Source organism: Chengkuizengella sediminis (assembly GCF_010078385.1).
GTDB lineage: Bacteria > Bacillota > Bacilli > Paenibacillales > KCTC-33759 > Chengkuizengella > Chengkuizengella sediminis.
In genome coordinates this window covers 112,679-131,074 of the sequence record NZ_SIJC01000005.1, presented here as the reverse complement: position 1 = coordinate 131,074, position 18,396 = coordinate 112,679, and the positions used below count along the sequence as shown (strand labels likewise).

Genomic DNA, 18,396 nt, shown 5'->3' with positions numbered 1-18,396 from the left:
TTATGAACGATTTAAAGAAAAAAGTTCAAGCAATAGTAACTACAAAACAATTGTTACAAAAATTAAAGATCCCCTTTGTTCTAAAATTTAATTCAATATACATATATGGGTATGTGAATAACACAGAAGTATTGACTGGTGAAAATTATTAACAATTGGAGAGAGCAATACGAATTAATGAAGCTTATTCAGGAGAGATGATTTGTGGAAAAAACAAAAGTTATGGCTTATTTTAGTTTATTTGGTGACTCATTTCCTTTAGAAAAAGCGACCAAAAAATTAGGAATAACTCCTACTAAAACATATAAAAAAGGTGATAGAATTAGAGATCTTTCAATTACTCGAAAAGTAACATGTTGGGATTTGAGTACAGATTATCAAGAATCATTTGATGTAAATGAACAACTAGACCAAATAATAAAACAAATACAAGAAAAAGATTCAATTATCAATGAGATTAGAAAAACTTACTCTGTTGAATGTAAATTTACTATTGTAATTATAATTGAGGAAGGTTACACTCCTGCATTATATCTTAATAACGAAGTAATAAAATTCGCCTCAAGTATTGACGCTGAATTTGATATTGATTTGTATGCTAATCCTTATATTGATGATATGGATTATTAATTATGAAGATCAAATTTGATAGTTGACAAATGGAGGTAGAATCATGGGAGTAAATTTTCAAGCAATATTTAAACATTCGTATAAATTAAATGAGATAAAAAAGTTACTTGCGATTTTGAATGAAAACAAAACTCTTCAACAATTAACTGATAATACTACAGATAAATGGTGTTGGTTGGATGCGGATTTAGAGTTGGAGTTTGAGAAGCATCAATATAGATCTAGCCGGACCAGATGATCTTGATATTACCTTTGGCAAGAATCTTTGTGTTTTATATCCTGTATACAGATGGAAACAATTCATTACAAATGAGCATATTCAATTTAAGTTAAGAAGGATTTGTTATAAACTCTCTCATTTATTTGGAAACCCTATATAGGTTCCAGAAATTTATGAATGTGATGGCTTAGTGATGGATGGCAAAACGATGGAAGATGTAAAAAGTTATATATATGAAATACATGGTTCTCCTAGCCCATCTATTGATGCAATTATTGAGAAGGAGAATGAATTTGAAGAGTTTCATGGATATGAACATGGTTATTTGATTGATGATTTTAGTGATTTTAAAAAGGGTTAATCTAGAAAACATAATAGGGAGAGCCATGATATGAGTGAATTTACAGCAGGAAGTTTAGCATTAAAGAAAAGCATGGAAAAAGTGGAGCAACATTCAACTGTTACTTCTGTTCAAGAGATAAATGATAACTGGATTGTGTTTATCACTAATGATACAAGTGTGAGTGATATTGTACCTGAAAGTGTATTTGAAATTTCAAAAGAATATCCAATTCTCTATTTTTTTAATTTCGAGGATCATTGTTGGGGATATTATATTATCTTACAAGGAAAAATAGTTGCCAATATCTCTTTTTCGTATGAAGAAGAAAATACTGCAGTAGTAAGGTTAGCTGAGGAAAGGCATCCTGATGAAGATATAATGGAACTTCTTTACATCGAACCAAACGCAAAAGAGCTTTATAATAAGTTACTATTGGAAGTAAAAGATAATCCTGAATATCTTAGAAAAATAGAAGAGCAATTAGAAAATAAGAACGTTGAGTTCTTTAAATTATTTAATATACCTGATGAAGTCATTACAAAATTAGAATATATTTTATCCGCAGAGTATTGGAATAACTTAAAAAACAAGCATGACCTAGTTGAAGAGTTTAAACAGTTACTTGAAATTAATGAGATGAGATGGATTCGTTCAGACCGAGTGTAGATAGAATTTAAATTTAAAAATGAATTAGATCAATAAAAATATTGAATTATCGAGACTTATTTAAAACTGAAATATCTAGATAAGATAAAACTCTAATTTTACAGGATATAAATCAAACTAAGGTTTTAATATTTTCGAGCTTCGAGCATGGACAAGAAAAATAATTACAATAGGAGGTGAAAAGGTGAGGATTGAAATGATTGATATTTATACTCCTATGAATCTTATTGAAGATGAAAATGATAACATTGATGTGTTTGTAAAAACAGATGAGGGCTACATTTATAATGTACTTTGTATTAATCCCAAAAATATATATTGGTATATGGATAAAGAGGAATTAAATTATATGCCTTCTGGTATACCTGGAATATTTGTACGATCTTTGACTGAAGATAATATTAGAAAAGCTATTGAGCATTATTCCAAATCGCAGGGATATTGGTTAAAATTTTATGGATTAATAGGAATAAGAGAAAGTCTATTTAGTATTGATTCGATAAAAACTATATTTTATGAAATGAATAGTCATATTAATTATGAATTTAAGGAAAATATAGAGGCTAATGAAATTGAATATTCTACTCCAATAGAGCTAATACAAGATATTGAAAATGATAGTATAGATATATTCGTAAAAACAAATGAAGGATTAAAATATAATATTACTGTTACAACTCCTAAAAATCTTTATTATTGTATGGATAAAAGACAAATAAATTATTTACTTCCTGATTATCCAAAGCTGATAGTCAGATCATTAACACGTACAAATATTGAAAAAGCAATTGAATCTTACCTTGATGATTATGGATATTGGATGAAGGTATTCCATTTAGCAAAAAATTCTGAGAATGTATTTAGTCTTAAATTACTCAATAAAATGCTACAAGAAATTAATGGTGAAAATCAATAAAGCTTTCAAATTTAATAATAAGAGCATTCAAACCGTTTAAATATAACAGTCACTAGATAAAACAAGAATTTTATCAGATTAATAAATTATATAAATATGTATATTGATAATTGAATATGCGAGTAATACTATGTTTTTACATGTTATTTGGGGTTTAGTAGTCTGTATTCTAAAATAATTAATGTAAAATATTTGATATAATTTAAATTAGTAGTTTATTATATGAAAAATTAAAATTTAAGGAGGTGTTTTTTTGAATCAGGTACTAGCTCTTCAACAATTAGAGTCAAAGAAAGACAGTAAAAAGAATATGATGAATAACATAAGTACTAATACTTTCACCAATCTGAATCATTGGAAATCCAGTAATAGTAAGGAAAAATGATCGAATTTATCCATTTTCAAAATCAACTACAAGTATATTGAACTTTTTACTTGTAGTTGATTTTTTTATTATACCAGTGGATAATGAAACGCATAAACTAAAGAAGATAGTGAGTTTATGAAAAAAGTAATATTATTATGATTTTGGTAGAAAATAAAATAATAAGAACAATAGGTTGTATTTATCATGAAGACTACTTTCAATCATTAGGATTGATGGTTGTCATTTTTATTCTTTTACAAAGGGAATGTAGAAACCTTTTGATGAAAGTTAGGTAAAATATATTGAACTATAAAAGGAACATAACTTTTTGTTATTTTTGCTACGATAAAACGGTAATTTTAACTGATAAAAAATAAAGTGAAGGGATTTAGAATGAGGCATTTATGGACGCTAAGAGACGATTTAAGAAACGATACATTATAACTATTGCACTGATAATAATCATACAGTATGTTTCTTCTTATATAGGAGGATATACACTTTCTGAATCATTGGTCATAAGAAATTCAATTCCAAATATAAATGGAAAAGTTGTTTTTGAAAAGGAGTTTAACGGTAATAAGGTAATTGTTTGGGAAACAGATACAGTAAACTATATCAAATTAATAGAAAGAAATTGGGGGATTTTTTATCGTGTCACTAATACAAGTGGTATGCATGCTTTAACTTCTGATGAAAAGATGAAGATTACTTGGAGTGCTACTAATGATAAAAATGATTTTTATAAAACTCTTTTTGGAACCGAAGTTTTGGATAAAGATATAGTTAAAGTCATTGTGAGTAATCATGATAGACATAAAAATATAACATCTTTAAGTGAAGCAAAAGAGAAATCAACTGTCTATATAGAAATGGACGTAGAAAATGGGTATGCAGCACATTATAGTTATTTAAAAAATGCTTATGTTGGAGGTTATACTTTCCGTGGTTTGAATTCACAAGGGGAGATAATATCTATCTATTAAATTAGAGACTTTGTAATAAAATTCAGATTTTATAGAATGAGATTAGTAGAGCAATTGGGAGGTGGTTAATGATGTTGGATTTATTTCTAATGTTATTAATATTTTTTGTGATTTTTTTGTTTGGAGGTTTATTATTGTTAACGAATTCTTACCAAATTATTAAGCAAAATAGAAAAATGATCGCTATACTAAAAGAAATTAAAGATCAATTAAAAACAAAAAATGATAGTTTTTTTAGATGAATGAATAATAAAATTGGAATTATAAAGGAGGAAAATAAATGAAGAAATTAAAATTCCTTATAATAATACTAATAATAATAGTAATATCTGGTTGTAGCGAATATAATCCATCGCATGATGATATTAATGCAGATGAAGATATTAGCGAATATAACCCATTAAATGACGATATTGTTGATAAACATGGTGAAATAACCAATATTGATATATTTATGCGATTTATTGAAAATTTTGATCAAGGAAATAAGGATGAAATTAAAATTGTAAGATATACTGTAGAAGGAGATGCAATTCTGCGAGATCTTGAGTATGATGGGGAAAATATTATTACAACAATTGATACTACAAGAGATCGTTATGGCAAAAGAAGGGTTAGTACTTTTATATGTAAAACAATCAAAGTAGAAGCAACAGAAGAGATGAATCTTTACAAGCATTACCTATTAAATGGTTGTAATCAGGAAAATATTGATACTTCTATCTTGGTTATTCAGAAATAAATCTAATAGTACAATAAGCATTAATTTACAGATTAAAAACTTGCACAAAGAGGGAAGAAAATGAAAGAAAATAATAAAGAAACCCCCGCGAGAATGAGAGAAAGATTAAGGCAAGAAGAGCTAAGAAAAAATACCACTACTGGAAAATTGGCTGATTCTATTAACAAGGCACAAAGTGGAAATCTTGCAGATTTAGTAGGTGATTTAAGTTGGAAAGTAACTGGAATTCTTATACTTGTTCTTATAATAGGTATTTTAGTTGCATCAATATTTTTAAAGTAATGAGGACTTGTATTATAAGTGTAAGTAGTGGTAGTGTTTACGTTTAAAGAAATAAAATATTACTTTTATCTGACACTAAATTAAATACATAGTAAAATTAAATTCATCACCTTTCCTAAAATAAAACAAGTTATAATAGGTTATAAATCTAGATTATCTGAGGTATATTTTTTCAAAAAAATTAAAAGTTATTAAATAAAGGTTTTAAAAAGCATAAATCAAAATATTTAAACAAAACTGAAAGCCATTGCAAATTTAAAATTGTTGTATTACAGCTATCGTTCACTAAAAACAATACTAGATAGTTCTTCTGCAACAGCATTCAAATTATGGCTGATATTATTAATAACAATAATCGTTACTTTTTCTTCAACATATCTAAGAACAAGAGATGTATATCCAATAGTTCCACCAGAAAATAGGACGTATTTTTTATTTAGATTGTCTCCAATCGTACAACCATAGCCAAATGGTTGAAAATAGGATTGATGCATTTTGTCAATTGAGTTCCTCTTAAGTAACGTATCGGTATATAATGCTTGATCTAATGAAGCTAGATCATGAACAGTTGAAAACATTTCTCCAGCTGCATACAAATTAGAAGAATAGATTATTGGTATCTTTTTTAAGTCAGAATCATCCCAATCATAACCTTCAGCTAAGCTGTTTCCTTTAGTTAGATCCTTTGGAAATCCCGTTTGATTCATATTTAGAGGTTTCAAAATATGCTCGTTAATATATTCTTCATAAGATTGTCCTGAAATTTTTTCTATAATTAAACCTAACAAAATATAGTTTGAATTTGAATATTCACTTTGTTGACCTGGATCAAAATTTAGTGGTTTATTTTTGAAAATATCAAAAGTCTGTTCTGCACTCATTTTTTTTGTGAAACAATCTAAAAAATGCTCAGTATCAAAAAAGTTAGGAACGCCAGAACCATGAGCTAATAGGTGATGTATGGTGATTTTATTGCTTTGTTCATATTCAGGAAAAAAGCGTTCACAGGTTTCGTGTAAATCTAGTAAATCTTTTTCATAAAGTTGCATAATAGCGATCGCAGTAAATGTTTTAGTGATAGAACCTACATAGAACTGAGTGTTATTTTGATTCGGTATGTTGTCTTCAAAGTTAGCCATGCCAACTCCCCCACTTACGATAGCTTCTCCATCTTTTGAAATTAGGAATGCTCCATTGAATTGCTGCTTTTCAGATAAATTAGTAATATATTTTGTTATTTCATTTTTCAAATTTATCACTCCTATAAGATTCGGATTTTCACAAAAACATAGACTAGCTCTAAATTTAATATAGTTAAACAATGGTAGTGTGTCAACACTTTAGTGGTCATAATCTTTGAATAAAAGTTGACAATGGAAAAATTTATAATTAAAATATGAGTATACTCATTATTGAGTGTGCTCATGTTTTTGTGAGGGTAAATCAGAAGTAGATGAAATTTAAAAACTACAACAGAGAGCTCTTTTTCACAGATTATAGAAGACGGATTTTATTCAATGAATGATGAATAAATGAATGATAATGGGAATTAGAAAGAGGAGGAATTACAATAATGAAACGATTTTTTGCATTTGTATTCCGTGCAACCACGACAAAACCAAAAACAGTATTAGCTATTTCACTTTTGGTGACTATTTTATTGGGATTTGCTACTGTAGGTTTAAAAATGGAGGTTAGCTGGGTTGGACTAACACCAAAGGATCATCCGTCTGTGAAACAATATGACAATATTATGGAGCATTTTTCAACGATGAATAATATCATCGTGATTGTAGAAGCGGATAATCCCGCTAAACTTGATCAAGCGGTTGAAACTGCCAAGGAGAGGCTACTCCAATTAGATGAATATGTGCAAAGTGTTTCTGCCCAGGTGAATGAGGATTTTCTCATTAAAAATGGACTTATGTTATTGGATGAAAATGTGATTGAAATGACAGGAATGGCTTTAAGTGATCCTAATATAGATCGTTATTTATCTTTTATGAACATGAACTACACAGGGGTTTCTAATCAAATACAAGAGGGTAACGTCATGACTGTCCAAGAAGAACAGGGAATCGCATCTTCTTTGATGGGTATGGACTGGTTTTTCCACTCTTTATTAGTAGAAGAAAATGAAATAGAAACGGGAGTGAATCGACTTGTATTCGGGGACCCTTATACTAGGTCAATAGACGGTACTCAAATCGTGATGATGGTTCAGCCGACATTTGATATTACTGATTTTGAAAAAGTAGCCCCTGGAGTGAATGCAATTGAAGCGGAGCTTGTTCAAATAGAAAAAGAAGTTTCTGGGATTAGCTATGGATTGACTGGAATGCATGTTGTTGGTAAAGATGAGTTAGAAATTACAGAATCTGATTCACATTTGACTACGATAATCGCAATGGTGGGTATATTCATTGTATTGTATATGGCATTTCGTATGATTTCTGTCCCTATTTTGGCTTTTATCCCTCTTCTTATTGGAGTGATATGGGATTTTGGAATCGTTTCTTTAGTCATTGGAAGATTAAATATAATTACAGTTTTTACTTTCGTAATTCTAATTGGACTTGGCATTGACTTCTCTCTACATCTATTAAGCGGATTTACGGAAAAACGAAGTAAAGGAGCTGGGAAGAAAGAGTCTTTAGAGTATACACTTTTAAAGGTGGGACCCAGTATATTGATAGGTGCTTTATCTACAGCATTTGCATTTTTTGTTATGATGACCAGCTCCTTGGATATGTTAAAAGAGCTAGGTTTTGTAATGGGGTCTGGAATATTGACAACCGTTCTTGCTGTATTTTTTATCTTACCTTCAATTCTTATCCTAGGTAAACAAAAAAATCTATCCAAAGTAAAAGGTGAATATAAATTACTTGGTAAAACAGCTTCTTTTAGCCATCGCTATCGTTTTGTAGTTCTATGTGTTGTTATCGTTTTTATAGGAATAATAGGTTTTAAATCCACAGACAATGAATTTGATCTAAACATGCTTAATTTGGAACCAAAAGGATTAGAATCTGTTGAATTAATGGAGAAAATGAGTGAGGATTTTGGAATGAGTTCGGAAGGACTGTTAGTTGAACAGGATAGTTTAGAAGATATATATAAGTTGTCCGAACAATTAAAAGATAAGGAATCCGTTTCAGCCGTAATGAGTATTGCTGATATATTACCAGATGTTGAAGTTCAAGAGCAGCGGATGCAAACGATTGGAAAAATAGAACAAGTACTTTCGCAACAAATGCCTTATCGATCAGTTACAAAAGGAGAATTTTTACAAGGATTAGAAGATATAGAGCAAACAATCCAAACATTGTATGAGCATGCAGAGACAGATCGTTTAAAGCAAGCAAGTAAATTGTTTTTCGAAAACGGTGGTCAACCATCGAATTTAAATTTGCTTATGGATCGAACAAATAGCACGTCTATTGAACAGTTCGAACAGATGCAATTAGAATTTTATACACTACTTCAAAGTAAAAGTCAGCAAATGTTAGAGGCTAAAATACTTGTGGTTGATGATTTACCAAGTGATTTGAAATCACAATTAGTTAGTGAGGATGGAAAACACTTTTTACTGACTGCTTACCCTAACTTTGACATTTGGGAAGAGTTGAAAAACGAAAAAGGAGAAAACTTCATTCATATGTTACAAGAATTGGATCCTGGATTTACAGGTACACCAATTTTTATGAAGGCATTGTATGATTCCGTTAAGGATGAAATCGTGAAGACGGGAATATTAGTTTTACTTGTTTTATTTACGATTTTGTTACTTCACTTCAGATCTTTTAAATATGCATTGTTGGCGTTTTTACCTTTAATAATGGCACTTGTACTCACTTCAGGTATGATGGGATGGTTAGGATTAAAATGGAATATTCTAAATGTTTTGGCTTTACCTCTTATTATTGGTATTGGTGTTGATGATGGAGTGCATTTGCTTCACCGTTATAAATCTACTAATCAATCCATAATTGAAGTTTTTTCTAGTGTGGGTAGAGCGATATTGATCACCACTTTGACGACAATGATTGCATTTGGATCTTTAATGCTAGCCAGCTATAGGGGATTATCTTCTTTAGGAACTGCGTTATTTATCGGAGTTGGGTTTGCGTTTTTACTATCGATCAGTGTACTTCCAATCTTCTTAAAAGAAAGAGAGACTACTTCTCTGAAATTAGATAACAATAGTGTAAAAACTACAGAACAGCACAAAGGTTAAATATTCGATGCTAATCTCTTATAAGTAAAATACATCAAGATTTAAAGAGAAATATCTACAAATGCTTCTCCCTTTAATGGAGAGGCTTTTGCTTGTTCCTAATTTAAACAAATTATTATCAGGTATTGCTATATATCATCAAAAATTCTTGTACTACCTTATGAAAATTCACTATGGTAATCAAAATATTTTTAAGTTATCATTCTGGTGGAAAACCAACCGCAAGAAATAATTAGTGAAATCAGTTATTATATAAAGAAGATGTAACACTAGGTTTCCTCTATACCACAGTGAATGTTATTTAGTTCTTATGAATTCAGAATTTTTCATAAAACTAGTTAAGTACGTGGCTTTAAATATAAAAATTCTTTCCTTTGTTAGTTGAGCGATGGTATGTATTGATAAACTGGATAAAAAAAGTTGACAATGGAAAAGTTTAATATAATAACCTGAGTATACTCATTAATGAGTGCCTCAAAATTTAGAAAGGAGTTTTTACTATATCTGGGGTCCGAGAAAATAAGAAACAACGAACAAGAGAAAAAATCATTCAAGTATCAAAAGAGTTATTTTTAACAGAAGGTTATGATGGGACAACAACAAAGAAGATTGCTCAAAAAGCTGAAATTGGAGAAGGGACCATTTTTAATTATTTTGATTCTAAGCTGGAAATTTTATATGCGTCCATGATGGATGAATTTGATGTGATTGAAAGCGGGGAGATGGATATTGTTGTGAATCTGAATCTAACCGTGGAAGAATCGTTATTAGCATTCATGGATCAATATTCTGATGGTTTCCGTTTATTTGACAAATCTTTTATGCGAGAAATTATCGTGGGTTCACTCAATCAATTTAAAACAAATCCTGGCTTTTTAAAGATGATTGTTAAAAATGATTATCAAGTGATTGCTCAAATAGAGAATCTATTGCTTCAATACAAGCAAGCGGGGGTATTACCAGCGGATTATGATACAAAAGAAGGTGCAGAAACTGCAACAAGTGCAATTGTATTTGAGTATTTAAGTTTCTTTTATAATGACGATACAACGTTTGATCAATGTTATGAAGGACTGAAAAGGAAACTACACATTCTTTTTCATTGGACTGCTAAGAGTGGGAATTAAAGTGTTTTTGATTAAAATCTTTCTAAAAATATAAGCCACCGAATAACCGTGGTTTATTTCTTAAGCGAATTATATCATGAAATTGATAGAAGAGTTGCATGATTTTTGTGAGTTAAAAAAGGAGTTTATGAATGAAAGCTAAAAAAAATATTAAATACTTGATAGTTTTAGTTGTCATTATAAGTGTTTGGTTATTTCTAAACTTGAAAGAAGATTATTCAGAAACACCCATTAAAGCGATTGAAAAAGTAAAAAATGAAGTCGGTTTTATCTTACATGAAATTGAAGTGGATGATGGAAAAGTATTGTTATATTCAACAGATACTGGGGAAGATAGTCAGGTCTTAAATGCTGAATATGTTAAAAAATCATGGTTGGGATGGAAATGGGGTTATGGAGGCGTTCATTCGTTTCCTAGATATTCAGAACATACCATAGATATGTCGATTGATCCTATCTCCTATATGTACTTCCCTAGTACGAAAGGTACCCCAGTTGGTGATACTCCTTTTCCGATGTTTGTTGGGGTACTTAATAATCCCGATATCGATTCTATATCACTACTTAGTCATTTAACGGGTGAAGAAGAGATTGTAAATATAATTGAAGGACCTGGTTATAAAATATGGTATTTATTTGTGACAAAAGAACAAGGATTTGAATTTACTTTGAAATTGTTATCAAGTGAAGGTAAAGTTCTTCATAAAGAGTATATCAATGAGGCATTTCTTTTTGAGTTTAATGGAAAATCCATAAGAAATCAAGGGAGTGGAGGTAATACAACAGTTGAAATATCTCCCATTGAAGAGTAGGAATAGTGTTGCAAATGATCATGAGGGATAATGAAAAAAATACAAATATTCATCGTTATGGTTATGCGGAAGAATTAAAGTATTTAACTGTGTTTAACAATGAAGAGCTCTTTTTTACGAATTCATCAGATAAGACTTACAATTACATTGCCAAGTTACTTTATAGTGCAGTCAAAAGCTATGATTTATTATTCTCTTCTTTAAATACCTCATATAAATCAAGAATTGAAAACTATTTAGAGATATGGTCTTGTTATAGTTCTAAAAATGCTAAACCAACAAAGGTAGGGAGAAGCTACTATGAATAACTTTATGATTGGACAATATGGAAGTTTTGATTATAGCAAATTTAATAGAGATTTTAAGGATGATTTTTTTGGAATAGAAGCTTGTTTATTTGCACAAGAAAAAGACACATTAAACTTAATAAAAGAATCACAAGAAAAAGGATTTCAAATTGGGATTCACTTTCCATTACGATCAGAGAATATCAAGGTAAGAGATGCTCTTTTTTTATCTCAAAACAAAAAGACTAGAGAAGAAGCATACAAATGGATACAAAATGAAATGGAGTATTTGACTTTGGTAAAACCTGCCTATGTGTTGTTTCATTATCCTAAACCTGTCATTTTAGATGATAGAGTAGATTGGAGTAATTGGCGTTTTACAGACCTAAGTGAGTTTGTTTATGAAAGCAAATATTCTTTTAATGAGTTAAATGAGCAGAGTGAACAATTATTTGAATGGTTATCACAGAAGAGTGAGCAGTTCAATTTTACTCCTGTGTTGGAATTCGATGGAATAAATCAATATGTGTATAATACCGATTTTTTAATAGAATTATTAGAAAAATACAACAACGTTAAATGTTGTTTGGATACGGGTAGATTACATTTACAGGATAAATTAGATCCAAACTTTGATGCTAAATCCACTATAAAAAAATATGCTAGATTTGCAGAATTGATCCACCTGTGGAATGTACAAGTAAATGAGCAGGTTGTACACTCTCATTTTCCAGTACTACCTGAACTAAAGCCTGAAGATGGTTGGGCACCAATTGAAGATTATTTACGAATCATTAAACAAGAAAATAAAAATGTAAAAATTCTCTTTGAACATAGATCAGATTTAATTAGTGATGAGGATTTAGAAAGATGTTATTTATGGGTAGATGATATACTAAATCATTAGTTTCGTAAAAGTAATCAAAACGGAGGTGAATAGTTAATGAATGAGAACAAGTTTCTTTTTTTTCTAAGAGGAGTAATCATTACTTTAGCAATACTTGGTTTTGTTATTGGAATATTAGCGGGGCTAGGCATGGCGAACTACATAAACGATATGCCTGGAAGGTTTTTATTTGATTATGATGAAAAAACTTTCTATTGGTCAGCTGCTATTGGTTCTTGGATTTTAACTTTTCTTATATGTTTATTCTTTTGGTGTATGCTTGAAATAATAGGTTATCTTGATAGGTTGTATTTTAATTCTGAACAGGTAAGAAAAGAAAGAGAGAATAACTGATCGTTATTCAGAAGATGTAATTGTTCCTAACCCTCGATTTATATAAAAATATGATCGAGGTTTCTATTTTTTATCCTCAATTATTTACCTTCCTTAATTGTTTTAGTATTATAGATATTTTCAATAGACTATTGGCTTGACATATTTAGTGACCATATTGTATAGTTTTAGTGTGAATATTTATGTTAGTGGTAACTAATTAACCGTATTGATTACAGCTTGAACTATGATGGAGAATCTATCAATGAATTATATAATATATTCAAATTTGTTAAGATCCATCAATTCTTCATTTTATAACCTTCAGTTTTTACATCAAATGAAATGAAATTTGAAACCTCTAAATAACTACTTAAAACTATTCTACTATTCATTTCAAAGTTTTTTTTCACATCTAATTTACATTTTCTATTGTTTTCTCTAAGTCTGTCTTACACACTCTAAAGAATTAATCTATATAGGCTACAAAATATACATCAAAATAAGGAGGTGATTGAAATGATGAACAATTGCTTAAACAATTAGATCCATTGTAACTTGAACCGTTGCAGGGGGAATGTACACTTATTTATTTTTAATTCAATAAATGAAAGCGCATTCAATTTAATCATGGCATCCTGAAGAGAGTTGTATCTATTTTAAAACATACTACAAATTTATTTTATAAAATATGAATTTATCTTTTTCTTTTAGTAAGTGTATAAGAGCAGTTGATTTGAAGTCTATTTAAAAGTATCTATAAGTCAGAAAAAACAAAATACTTTATGGGAGGAAATTAAAAATGATAGTTACGAAAACGTTTCATAAGTTCTTTTTTTATTTATTTAGTTTGTTGATCATAATCATAGGATTGTTATTCATTCATCCTAAAATAAGTTTGGCAGGAGAAACTACGGTACAATACTTTAGTACTGATACCGATCAAAAAACATTGAAATCTTCAAAATTATCTTTAAAATCATTTTCAACTTTATCTTCTGCCTCATCTTCAAGTCCAGCTATCTTTCCACTTTTAGATGAGTATATTCCAAATGATGCGTATGAGCTAGGCAGTCTCCCTAATGATGTATACGAAAGTAGAATTACATTTGAAGGTCTTGAACATGTTGAATTTATACCAATTAAATTTAAAGCTACACAAGGTTTAGTAGGAGAACCATTATCTATTGTAAATGACATGTTGAGTCGCTATGAAACTCCTGGAGTAGATACTTTTGTAGGAGTATATGATACATCATTATCCTTAGACGGTGATACTGTGATATCACAAACATTCACTAATGTTAAAGCGGGTGATGAAGCCGTATTGTTATTAAATAAAAATTCATATTTTGCTGCAGGTATAAATATAAAGACGGAAAACTGGTGGGAATTAGTTCGTCAAGGTATTGACACTGTCGGTAATACAGCTTCAATTGAACAAGCATTAACTCGTGGAGTAGATATAAGAGATAGTGTAACGCAAACCTTCACAGTAGGTTCTAGCTTAGGATTTAAATTAAAAACCCCTGTTACCGAATCCGAGATTGGGATTGAGTTAAAAGAAGAGACTGGATCAACATATATGCAAATATTAAGGCAGCAAAACACGATATCTCACACTTTTAATTTTGGTGAAACTAGAGTAGATGATCCTATCGCTTATATTTATGGACTTTATCAAGCTGCCAGCAGATACTATACTGACTATAATGATGCTGCATACTTTGATAAATTAAAGGATGAATTTAAAAGTTATGATGCTCTTGAAATAGATTATACACAAGGTTTTAATCTGACTTATTATGATGATTTTTATGCTACAGTGGAAAGAACAGAAGGACCAGATTTAGATGAAAGCTTACCAATAGTACACGATTTTAAAGCAGGAGGATTTCGGAAAGAAGTAAGAGTAAGACTTAAATGGGATACACTTGCTGCAGGTGATTTAGAACGGATTGATGGATACTTGATTTATAAGGAAGTTCCAGGGAGTGCTGATCATGTCGTAGCTATTGTAGATAAGTCAGATGTAGAAACGAATGCTGACGGAACTTTAACATATTGGTATGACTATGGAATAAGACCTAATTCGTATGGCATTAATTACTATGTTAGAACTTACAAAGATACTCCAGATGGAAGGACCATATCTCATAAAAGTGTAATAGATCCAGCAGATTACAACATAAATGAAGTAGAAAATTTTACTGCATCACTGAATACGTGCGGTATACAATTTTCTTGGCATGACCCTGCACCTAGAAAAGTAGGTGAACAAACCTTCTATCAAATATGGCATAAAAACAGAGATAACGGTGTTGAGACTTTAGTCGTTAAAACTACGAGCGACACGGGTATCAATTACATTGATAGCACCATAATGAATTCACCTAGTTCACAATTTTATGTCATCAAAGAAATCATTTATGGTGGTGAACCCCTCATATCTAGCAAAGTATCTAATACTGATAACGTTACTGTTTCATTAGATGGAGGAGTATATTTATTCACAAACGGAGATTTTACAGGTGAATGTGTCAGAGCAGATGTAGGTGATCACAACGATATATCTACTCTAGGTATCGATAATAATGAGTTATCTTCTTTACTCATAGCTGGTGATTATTATGTTACTGTATATGATGAGCAAAATTTGACCCCTAGTGTTCCTAGTAAAAAGATGACCATTTTTGAGGCACATCAATTTTATAACGACCTTTTGGGTCCAGGAGATAATGAAGTCTCCTCTCTTAGTGTGGTAGATAAGCAAGATGGAGTATATCTATTCGAGGGACCATATTATACTGGAGAATTCAGTCCATTAACTTATAGTAGTACACCTATTTTTTATCAGCCTGACATGGGTATACCTGATAATACATTATCTTCTTTAAAAATTGTGGGTGACTTTGCGGCTGTTTTACATGATAGTGGAAATATAGACCCAACAGCGGCGACATCTGATGTCGAAGATTTTTCGCAACTACCTGTTGGAGATAATACTGTTGATTATATGACGATAATTGGTGGGGAAGGGGTATATCTTTTTGAACATTATAATTTTGCTGGTCAGTATACTAGAGTAACAACAGATCAATCCACTAATATGAATTTCATTGCACATATAGATGATGTTGGAATGCCTAATGATAAATTAAGTTCTCTCCTCATTATTGGTGAAGACTATGGGGTTGCTTTATATCAAAATTACAGTCACGGAGGTAATATTAGAAATTTTACACATTCCTATTACCCTACAGTTAATTTTTTAGGAGATTTTGGTTTCAACGATCAAACATCATCTCTAAGAGTATTTAAAGATGGGGTATTTTTATTTAATAATACAGATTTTGCAGGCACAACTACCACAACCGTAAGATTAACAACAGGAGAATATAATTACATTGCAGATTTTGGATTCGCGGATAATTCCTTATCTTCTGTCTTTATAACGGGAAATTATACAGCTGATTTATTCGATGGTATTAGTTTTAGCTCTGGCTCAGCTAATGTCACTCTTCCTAGAGTTGATTTTGGCAGAATTGATGGACTAAATGATAATACGGTATCGTCTCTAATCGTATATCCTAATATTGATGATGTACCTATTATAGAAGTACCATAATAAGAAAGATATCAGATGTAATATGATGAAGTGAATTCTGCTTAAACCTATATGGCCAACCTTTTTCTTGGGTTGGCTGTTCTGTTCCTTCATTTATTTAATCCATACGTATGACAGAGATTTCTGGATAACAATTTATTCTAATGGGAAGTTTTACAGTACCTAAACCTCGATTTATATAAAAAAATGATCGAGAATTTATTTTTTTCATCCCAAGATGAAAATGCTTATAAGCACCAAACGTTTTATCAAAAAAACGGATTTGTCCTCCATGTGTATGTCCAGTTAATAAGAGGTTGTAAGGAAGTTTGTGTTGATCTATGTAATGAATAATGCTTGGCGAATGAGCTAGTAATATTTTTACTTCTTTTGTATTTTGTTTAAAGTTGCAATTGTCTTCTTCAAGACCATAAATTGAGTTGTCAAAACCATATATTGAGATTTTGGTTCCATTTAAATTCATCTTTTCCCCTGAGTTTTCTAAATACCTGCATAAACTTCCAATAGTTTCAACGTTTTTCAAATACTCAGCATTAGATAACTTTCTTTTCTTAAAGCCGTGTGAATGCTCTCTTTCATAGTTACCAGGAACAAAGAAGGTTTTAGATGTATTGATTCTTTTCAGTTCGTTTAGAACTTTTGGTAATTGTTTGCTTCTAGAAACTAAATCCCCAGTAATGAAAACAAGATCAGGATCGATACTATTAACTATTTTTGATAGTTTTCCGTTTAAAAAAGTGGTTCTACCGTGAAGGTCAGATAGATGAACAATCTTAATAGGAGCTGGCAAATCAAGATGAATTTTATGGGATACTACTTTTACAAAAAGAGTACTAGTTAGTACATAACCAATGAATAAACATAACAAAACAATCCAAATTAGCATATTCTCCACCTATAGTATATTTTATTAATTTTGATATTCTGAGAAGAATTTCTTAAAATAAAGTTAGTTAAACAATAAAGGAATTATAACATGAAAATGAAAGGTAAGGTTATTATGAAAAAAGTACTAGTACTTGGAGGAACACGTTTTTTTGGAAAACAATTAGTGAATCTTTTGTTAGAAAATGATTATGATGTATCCATTGCTACAAGAGGATTGTCTAGCGATCCATTTGGAAATAGAGTTCATAGATTCATAATAGATAGAACAGATCCAGACTCTTTGAATAAACTAAGCTCTAAAAACTGGGATATCGTTTATGATAATATTTGTTACTCACCAAATGATGCATTGCATGCAGTAAAGGCATTTAAAGGTTCTATCAAAAAGTATATTTTTATTTCCTCTCGAGCTGTATATGATGCTATAAGTGATAAACCAACTTTTAAAGAAGAAGATTTTGATCCTTTTAATTATCCTATAAATTACGGGAATAGACATGATTTCTCATATGATGAAGGTAAACGATTAGCTGAAGCTGTCCTTTATCAAAAGGCTGATTTCTCTGTAACTGCTGTCCGATTTCCAATTGTTTTAGGTAATGAGGATTACACAAAGAGATTAGAATTTCATATAGATAGGATATCTAATGGACAAGAGATAGGTGTGAAAGATCAAAAGGCTCTCATGTCTTTTATCAGTGACGAGGATGCTTCTATATTTTTATATTGGTTAGCCGAACACTCTATAGAAGGTCCAGTTAATGCAGCTTCAGATGGAGAGATAAATCTAACTAGGTTACTATCAATTATTGGAAAAAAAGTTCAAAAAGAAGTACTGACAACAACTGAAATAAATAACAATAATCTTTCACCATTTGCACTAAATCATTCTTTCCTAATAGATACTTCTAAAGCTGTTAAACATGGGTTTCAGTTTTCAAATATTCACGAATGGCTTCCAGAATTAATAACTTAAAAATGATTCAATTAAAATTTTAATATCAAACGTGTGTACATTAGTTACCCTCAATTGATCTTCTTGATCC

The 18,396-nt window shown here is 30.4% G+C and carries 21 protein-coding genes and 1 pseudogene; 20 read left to right on the top strand and 2 right to left on the bottom strand.

All coding sequences use genetic code 11. The annotated features are described in order from the left end of the window. Nucleotides 1-2 precede the first annotated feature (2 nt). The 11 genes from EPK97_RS12005 to EPK97_RS11960 all read left to right on the top strand — a co-directional run bounded on the left by EPK97_RS12005 (nt 3) and on the right by EPK97_RS11960 (nt 5,152). A complete protein-coding gene (locus tag EPK97_RS12005) occupies nt 3-152 on the top strand; it encodes a hypothetical protein (RefSeq protein WP_162036863.1) in 150 nt (49 codons plus the stop codon). A gap of 52 nt (nt 153-204) precedes the next feature. Further along, nucleotides 205-630, top strand: coding sequence for a DUF4279 domain-containing protein (locus EPK97_RS12000; protein WP_162036862.1), 426 nt, complete (start codon nt 205-207; stop codon nt 628-630). 43 nt (nt 631-673) lie between these two features. Next, the gene (locus tag EPK97_RS11995; protein WP_162036861.1) at nt 674-868 is read left to right on the top strand and encodes a hypothetical protein; all 195 of its coding nucleotides are present in this window, start codon (nt 674-676) and stop codon (nt 866-868) included. A gap of 190 nt (nt 869-1,058) precedes the next feature. Next, complete coding sequence (locus EPK97_RS11990) at nt 1,059-1,211, top strand: hypothetical protein (protein ID WP_162036860.1); 153 nt, start codon at nt 1,059-1,061, stop codon at nt 1,209-1,211. Between the two features lie 30 nt (nt 1,212-1,241). Next, nucleotides 1,242-1,859 carry a hypothetical protein gene (locus tag EPK97_RS11985; protein WP_162036859.1) on the top strand — a complete coding sequence of 206 codons (618 nt, stop codon included), beginning with the start codon at nt 1,242-1,244 and terminating at the stop codon, nt 1,857-1,859. A 184-nt stretch (nt 1,860-2,043) separates the two neighbouring features. Continuing rightward, nucleotides 2,044-2,775, top strand: a complete 732-nt coding sequence (locus tag EPK97_RS11980) for a hypothetical protein (protein WP_162036858.1) — start codon at nt 2,044-2,046, stop codon at nt 2,773-2,775. 253 nt (nt 2,776-3,028) lie between these two features. Beyond that, nucleotides 3,029-3,160 (top strand): class III lanthipeptide, encoded by a 132-nt coding sequence (locus tag EPK97_RS21515; RefSeq protein ID WP_205690259.1) that lies wholly within the window; start codon nt 3,029-3,031, stop codon nt 3,158-3,160. 386 nt (nt 3,161-3,546) lie between these two features. Continuing rightward, nucleotides 3,547-4,128 (top strand): hypothetical protein, encoded by a 582-nt coding sequence (locus tag EPK97_RS11975; RefSeq protein WP_162036857.1) that lies wholly within the window; start codon nt 3,547-3,549, stop codon nt 4,126-4,128. Between the two features lie 71 nt (nt 4,129-4,199). Continuing rightward, nucleotides 4,200-4,370 (top strand): hypothetical protein, encoded by a 171-nt coding sequence (locus EPK97_RS11970; RefSeq protein WP_162036856.1) that lies wholly within the window; start codon nt 4,200-4,202, stop codon nt 4,368-4,370. 38 nt (nt 4,371-4,408) lie between these two features. Beyond that, nucleotides 4,409-4,870: a DUF4362 domain-containing protein gene (locus EPK97_RS11965; protein ID WP_162036855.1), complete on the top strand. Its 462-nt coding sequence runs from the start codon at nt 4,409-4,411 to the stop codon at nt 4,868-4,870. A gap of 60 nt (nt 4,871-4,930) precedes the next feature. Next, nucleotides 4,931-5,152, top strand: a complete 222-nt coding sequence (locus EPK97_RS11960) for a DUF6366 family protein (protein ID WP_162036854.1) — start codon at nt 4,931-4,933, stop codon at nt 5,150-5,152. A 275-nt stretch (nt 5,153-5,427) separates the two neighbouring features. Here the strand turns inward: EPK97_RS11960 and EPK97_RS11955 are convergent, their stop codons facing one another. Continuing rightward, a complete protein-coding gene (locus EPK97_RS11955) occupies nt 5,428-6,402 on the bottom strand; it encodes a serine hydrolase domain-containing protein (protein WP_162036853.1) in 975 nt (324 codons plus the stop codon). Between the two features lie 323 nt (nt 6,403-6,725). Between EPK97_RS11955 and EPK97_RS11950 the strand changes: the two genes are divergently transcribed. From EPK97_RS11950 to EPK97_RS11920, 8 genes and pseudogenes are all read left to right on the top strand, one after another. Beyond that, complete coding sequence (locus EPK97_RS11950) at nt 6,726-9,389, top strand: efflux RND transporter permease subunit (RefSeq protein WP_162036852.1); 2,664 nt, start codon at nt 6,726-6,728, stop codon at nt 9,387-9,389. A gap of 500 nt (nt 9,390-9,889) precedes the next feature. After that, a pseudogene (locus tag EPK97_RS22595) lies at nt 9,890-10,054 on the top strand (TetR/AcrR family transcriptional regulator); the annotation flags it as partial. A gap of 39 nt (nt 10,055-10,093) precedes the next feature. Next, nucleotides 10,094-10,516, top strand: a complete 423-nt coding sequence (locus EPK97_RS11945; RefSeq protein ID WP_240903797.1) for a hypothetical protein — start codon at nt 10,094-10,096, stop codon at nt 10,514-10,516. 131 nt (nt 10,517-10,647) lie between these two features. Next, nucleotides 10,648-11,328, top strand: coding sequence for a hypothetical protein (locus EPK97_RS11940; RefSeq protein ID WP_162036851.1), 681 nt, complete (start codon nt 10,648-10,650; stop codon nt 11,326-11,328). 5 nt (nt 11,329-11,333) lie between these two features. Continuing rightward, the gene (locus tag EPK97_RS11935; RefSeq protein WP_162036850.1) at nt 11,334-11,636 is read left to right on the top strand and encodes a hypothetical protein; all 303 of its coding nucleotides are present in this window, start codon (nt 11,334-11,336) and stop codon (nt 11,634-11,636) included. Then, on the top strand, nt 11,629-12,522 hold the full coding sequence (locus tag EPK97_RS11930) for a sugar phosphate isomerase/epimerase (protein ID WP_162036849.1): 894 nt from the start codon (nt 11,629-11,631) through the stop codon (nt 12,520-12,522). The genes EPK97_RS11935 and EPK97_RS11930 overlap by 8 nt, the downstream gene beginning before the upstream one ends. Nucleotides 12,523-12,558: 36 nt before the next feature. Continuing rightward, nucleotides 12,559-12,855 (top strand): ABC transporter permease family protein, encoded by a 297-nt coding sequence (locus EPK97_RS11925; protein ID WP_162036848.1) that lies wholly within the window; start codon nt 12,559-12,561, stop codon nt 12,853-12,855. Between the two features lie 781 nt (nt 12,856-13,636). After that, a complete protein-coding gene (locus tag EPK97_RS11920; protein ID WP_162036847.1) occupies nt 13,637-16,462 on the top strand; it encodes a hypothetical protein in 2,826 nt (941 codons plus the stop codon). 97 nt (nt 16,463-16,559) lie between these two features. Here EPK97_RS11920 and EPK97_RS11915 read toward each other — a convergent pair whose 3' ends face one another. Then, entirely contained in the window at nt 16,560-17,348 is a 789-nt protein-coding gene (locus tag EPK97_RS11915) for a metallophosphoesterase (protein ID WP_162036846.1), read from the bottom strand. Between the two features lie 90 nt (nt 17,349-17,438). On the opposite strand from EPK97_RS11915, the gene EPK97_RS11910 reads away from it, so the two are divergent. Then, the gene (locus EPK97_RS11910) at nt 17,439-18,326 is read left to right on the top strand and encodes an NAD-dependent epimerase/dehydratase family protein (protein ID WP_162036845.1); all 888 of its coding nucleotides are present in this window, start codon (nt 17,439-17,441) and stop codon (nt 18,324-18,326) included. Nucleotides 18,327-18,396 lie beyond the last annotated feature (70 nt).

Coding starts and splice junctions, on each gene's coding strand:
- EPK97_RS11910 (WP_162036845.1), top strand. CDS start 17,439: ATGAAAATGAAAGGTAAGGTTATTATGAAAAAAGTACTAGTACTTGGA.
- EPK97_RS11965 (WP_162036855.1), top strand. CDS start 4,409: ATGAAGAAATTAAAATTCCTTATAATAATACTAATAATAATAGTAATA.
- EPK97_RS12005 (WP_162036863.1), top strand. CDS start 3: ATGAACGATTTAAAGAAAAAAGTTCAAGCAATAGTAACTACAAAACAA.
- EPK97_RS11960 (WP_162036854.1), top strand. CDS start 4,931: ATGAAAGAAAATAATAAAGAAACCCCCGCGAGAATGAGAGAAAGATTA.
- EPK97_RS11990 (WP_162036860.1), top strand. CDS start 1,059: ATGGAAGATGTAAAAAGTTATATATATGAAATACATGGTTCTCCTAGC.
- EPK97_RS11940 (WP_162036851.1), top strand. CDS start 10,648: ATGAAAGCTAAAAAAAATATTAAATACTTGATAGTTTTAGTTGTCATT.
- EPK97_RS11995 (WP_162036861.1), top strand. CDS start 674: ATGGGAGTAAATTTTCAAGCAATATTTAAACATTCGTATAAATTAAAT.
- EPK97_RS11970 (WP_162036856.1), top strand. CDS start 4,200: ATGTTGGATTTATTTCTAATGTTATTAATATTTTTTGTGATTTTTTTG.
- EPK97_RS11920 (WP_162036847.1), top strand. CDS start 13,637: ATGATAGTTACGAAAACGTTTCATAAGTTCTTTTTTTATTTATTTAGT.
- EPK97_RS11930 (WP_162036849.1), top strand. CDS start 11,629: ATGAATAACTTTATGATTGGACAATATGGAAGTTTTGATTATAGCAAA.
- EPK97_RS11985 (WP_162036859.1), top strand. CDS start 1,242: ATGAGTGAATTTACAGCAGGAAGTTTAGCATTAAAGAAAAGCATGGAA.
- EPK97_RS11950 (WP_162036852.1), top strand. CDS start 6,726: ATGAAACGATTTTTTGCATTTGTATTCCGTGCAACCACGACAAAACCA.
- EPK97_RS11975 (WP_162036857.1), top strand. CDS start 3,547: ATGGACGCTAAGAGACGATTTAAGAAACGATACATTATAACTATTGCA.
- EPK97_RS11925 (WP_162036848.1), top strand. CDS start 12,559: ATGAATGAGAACAAGTTTCTTTTTTTTCTAAGAGGAGTAATCATTACT.
- EPK97_RS11915 (WP_162036846.1), bottom strand. CDS start 17,348: ATGCTAATTTGGATTGTTTTGTTATGTTTATTCATTGGTTATGTACTA.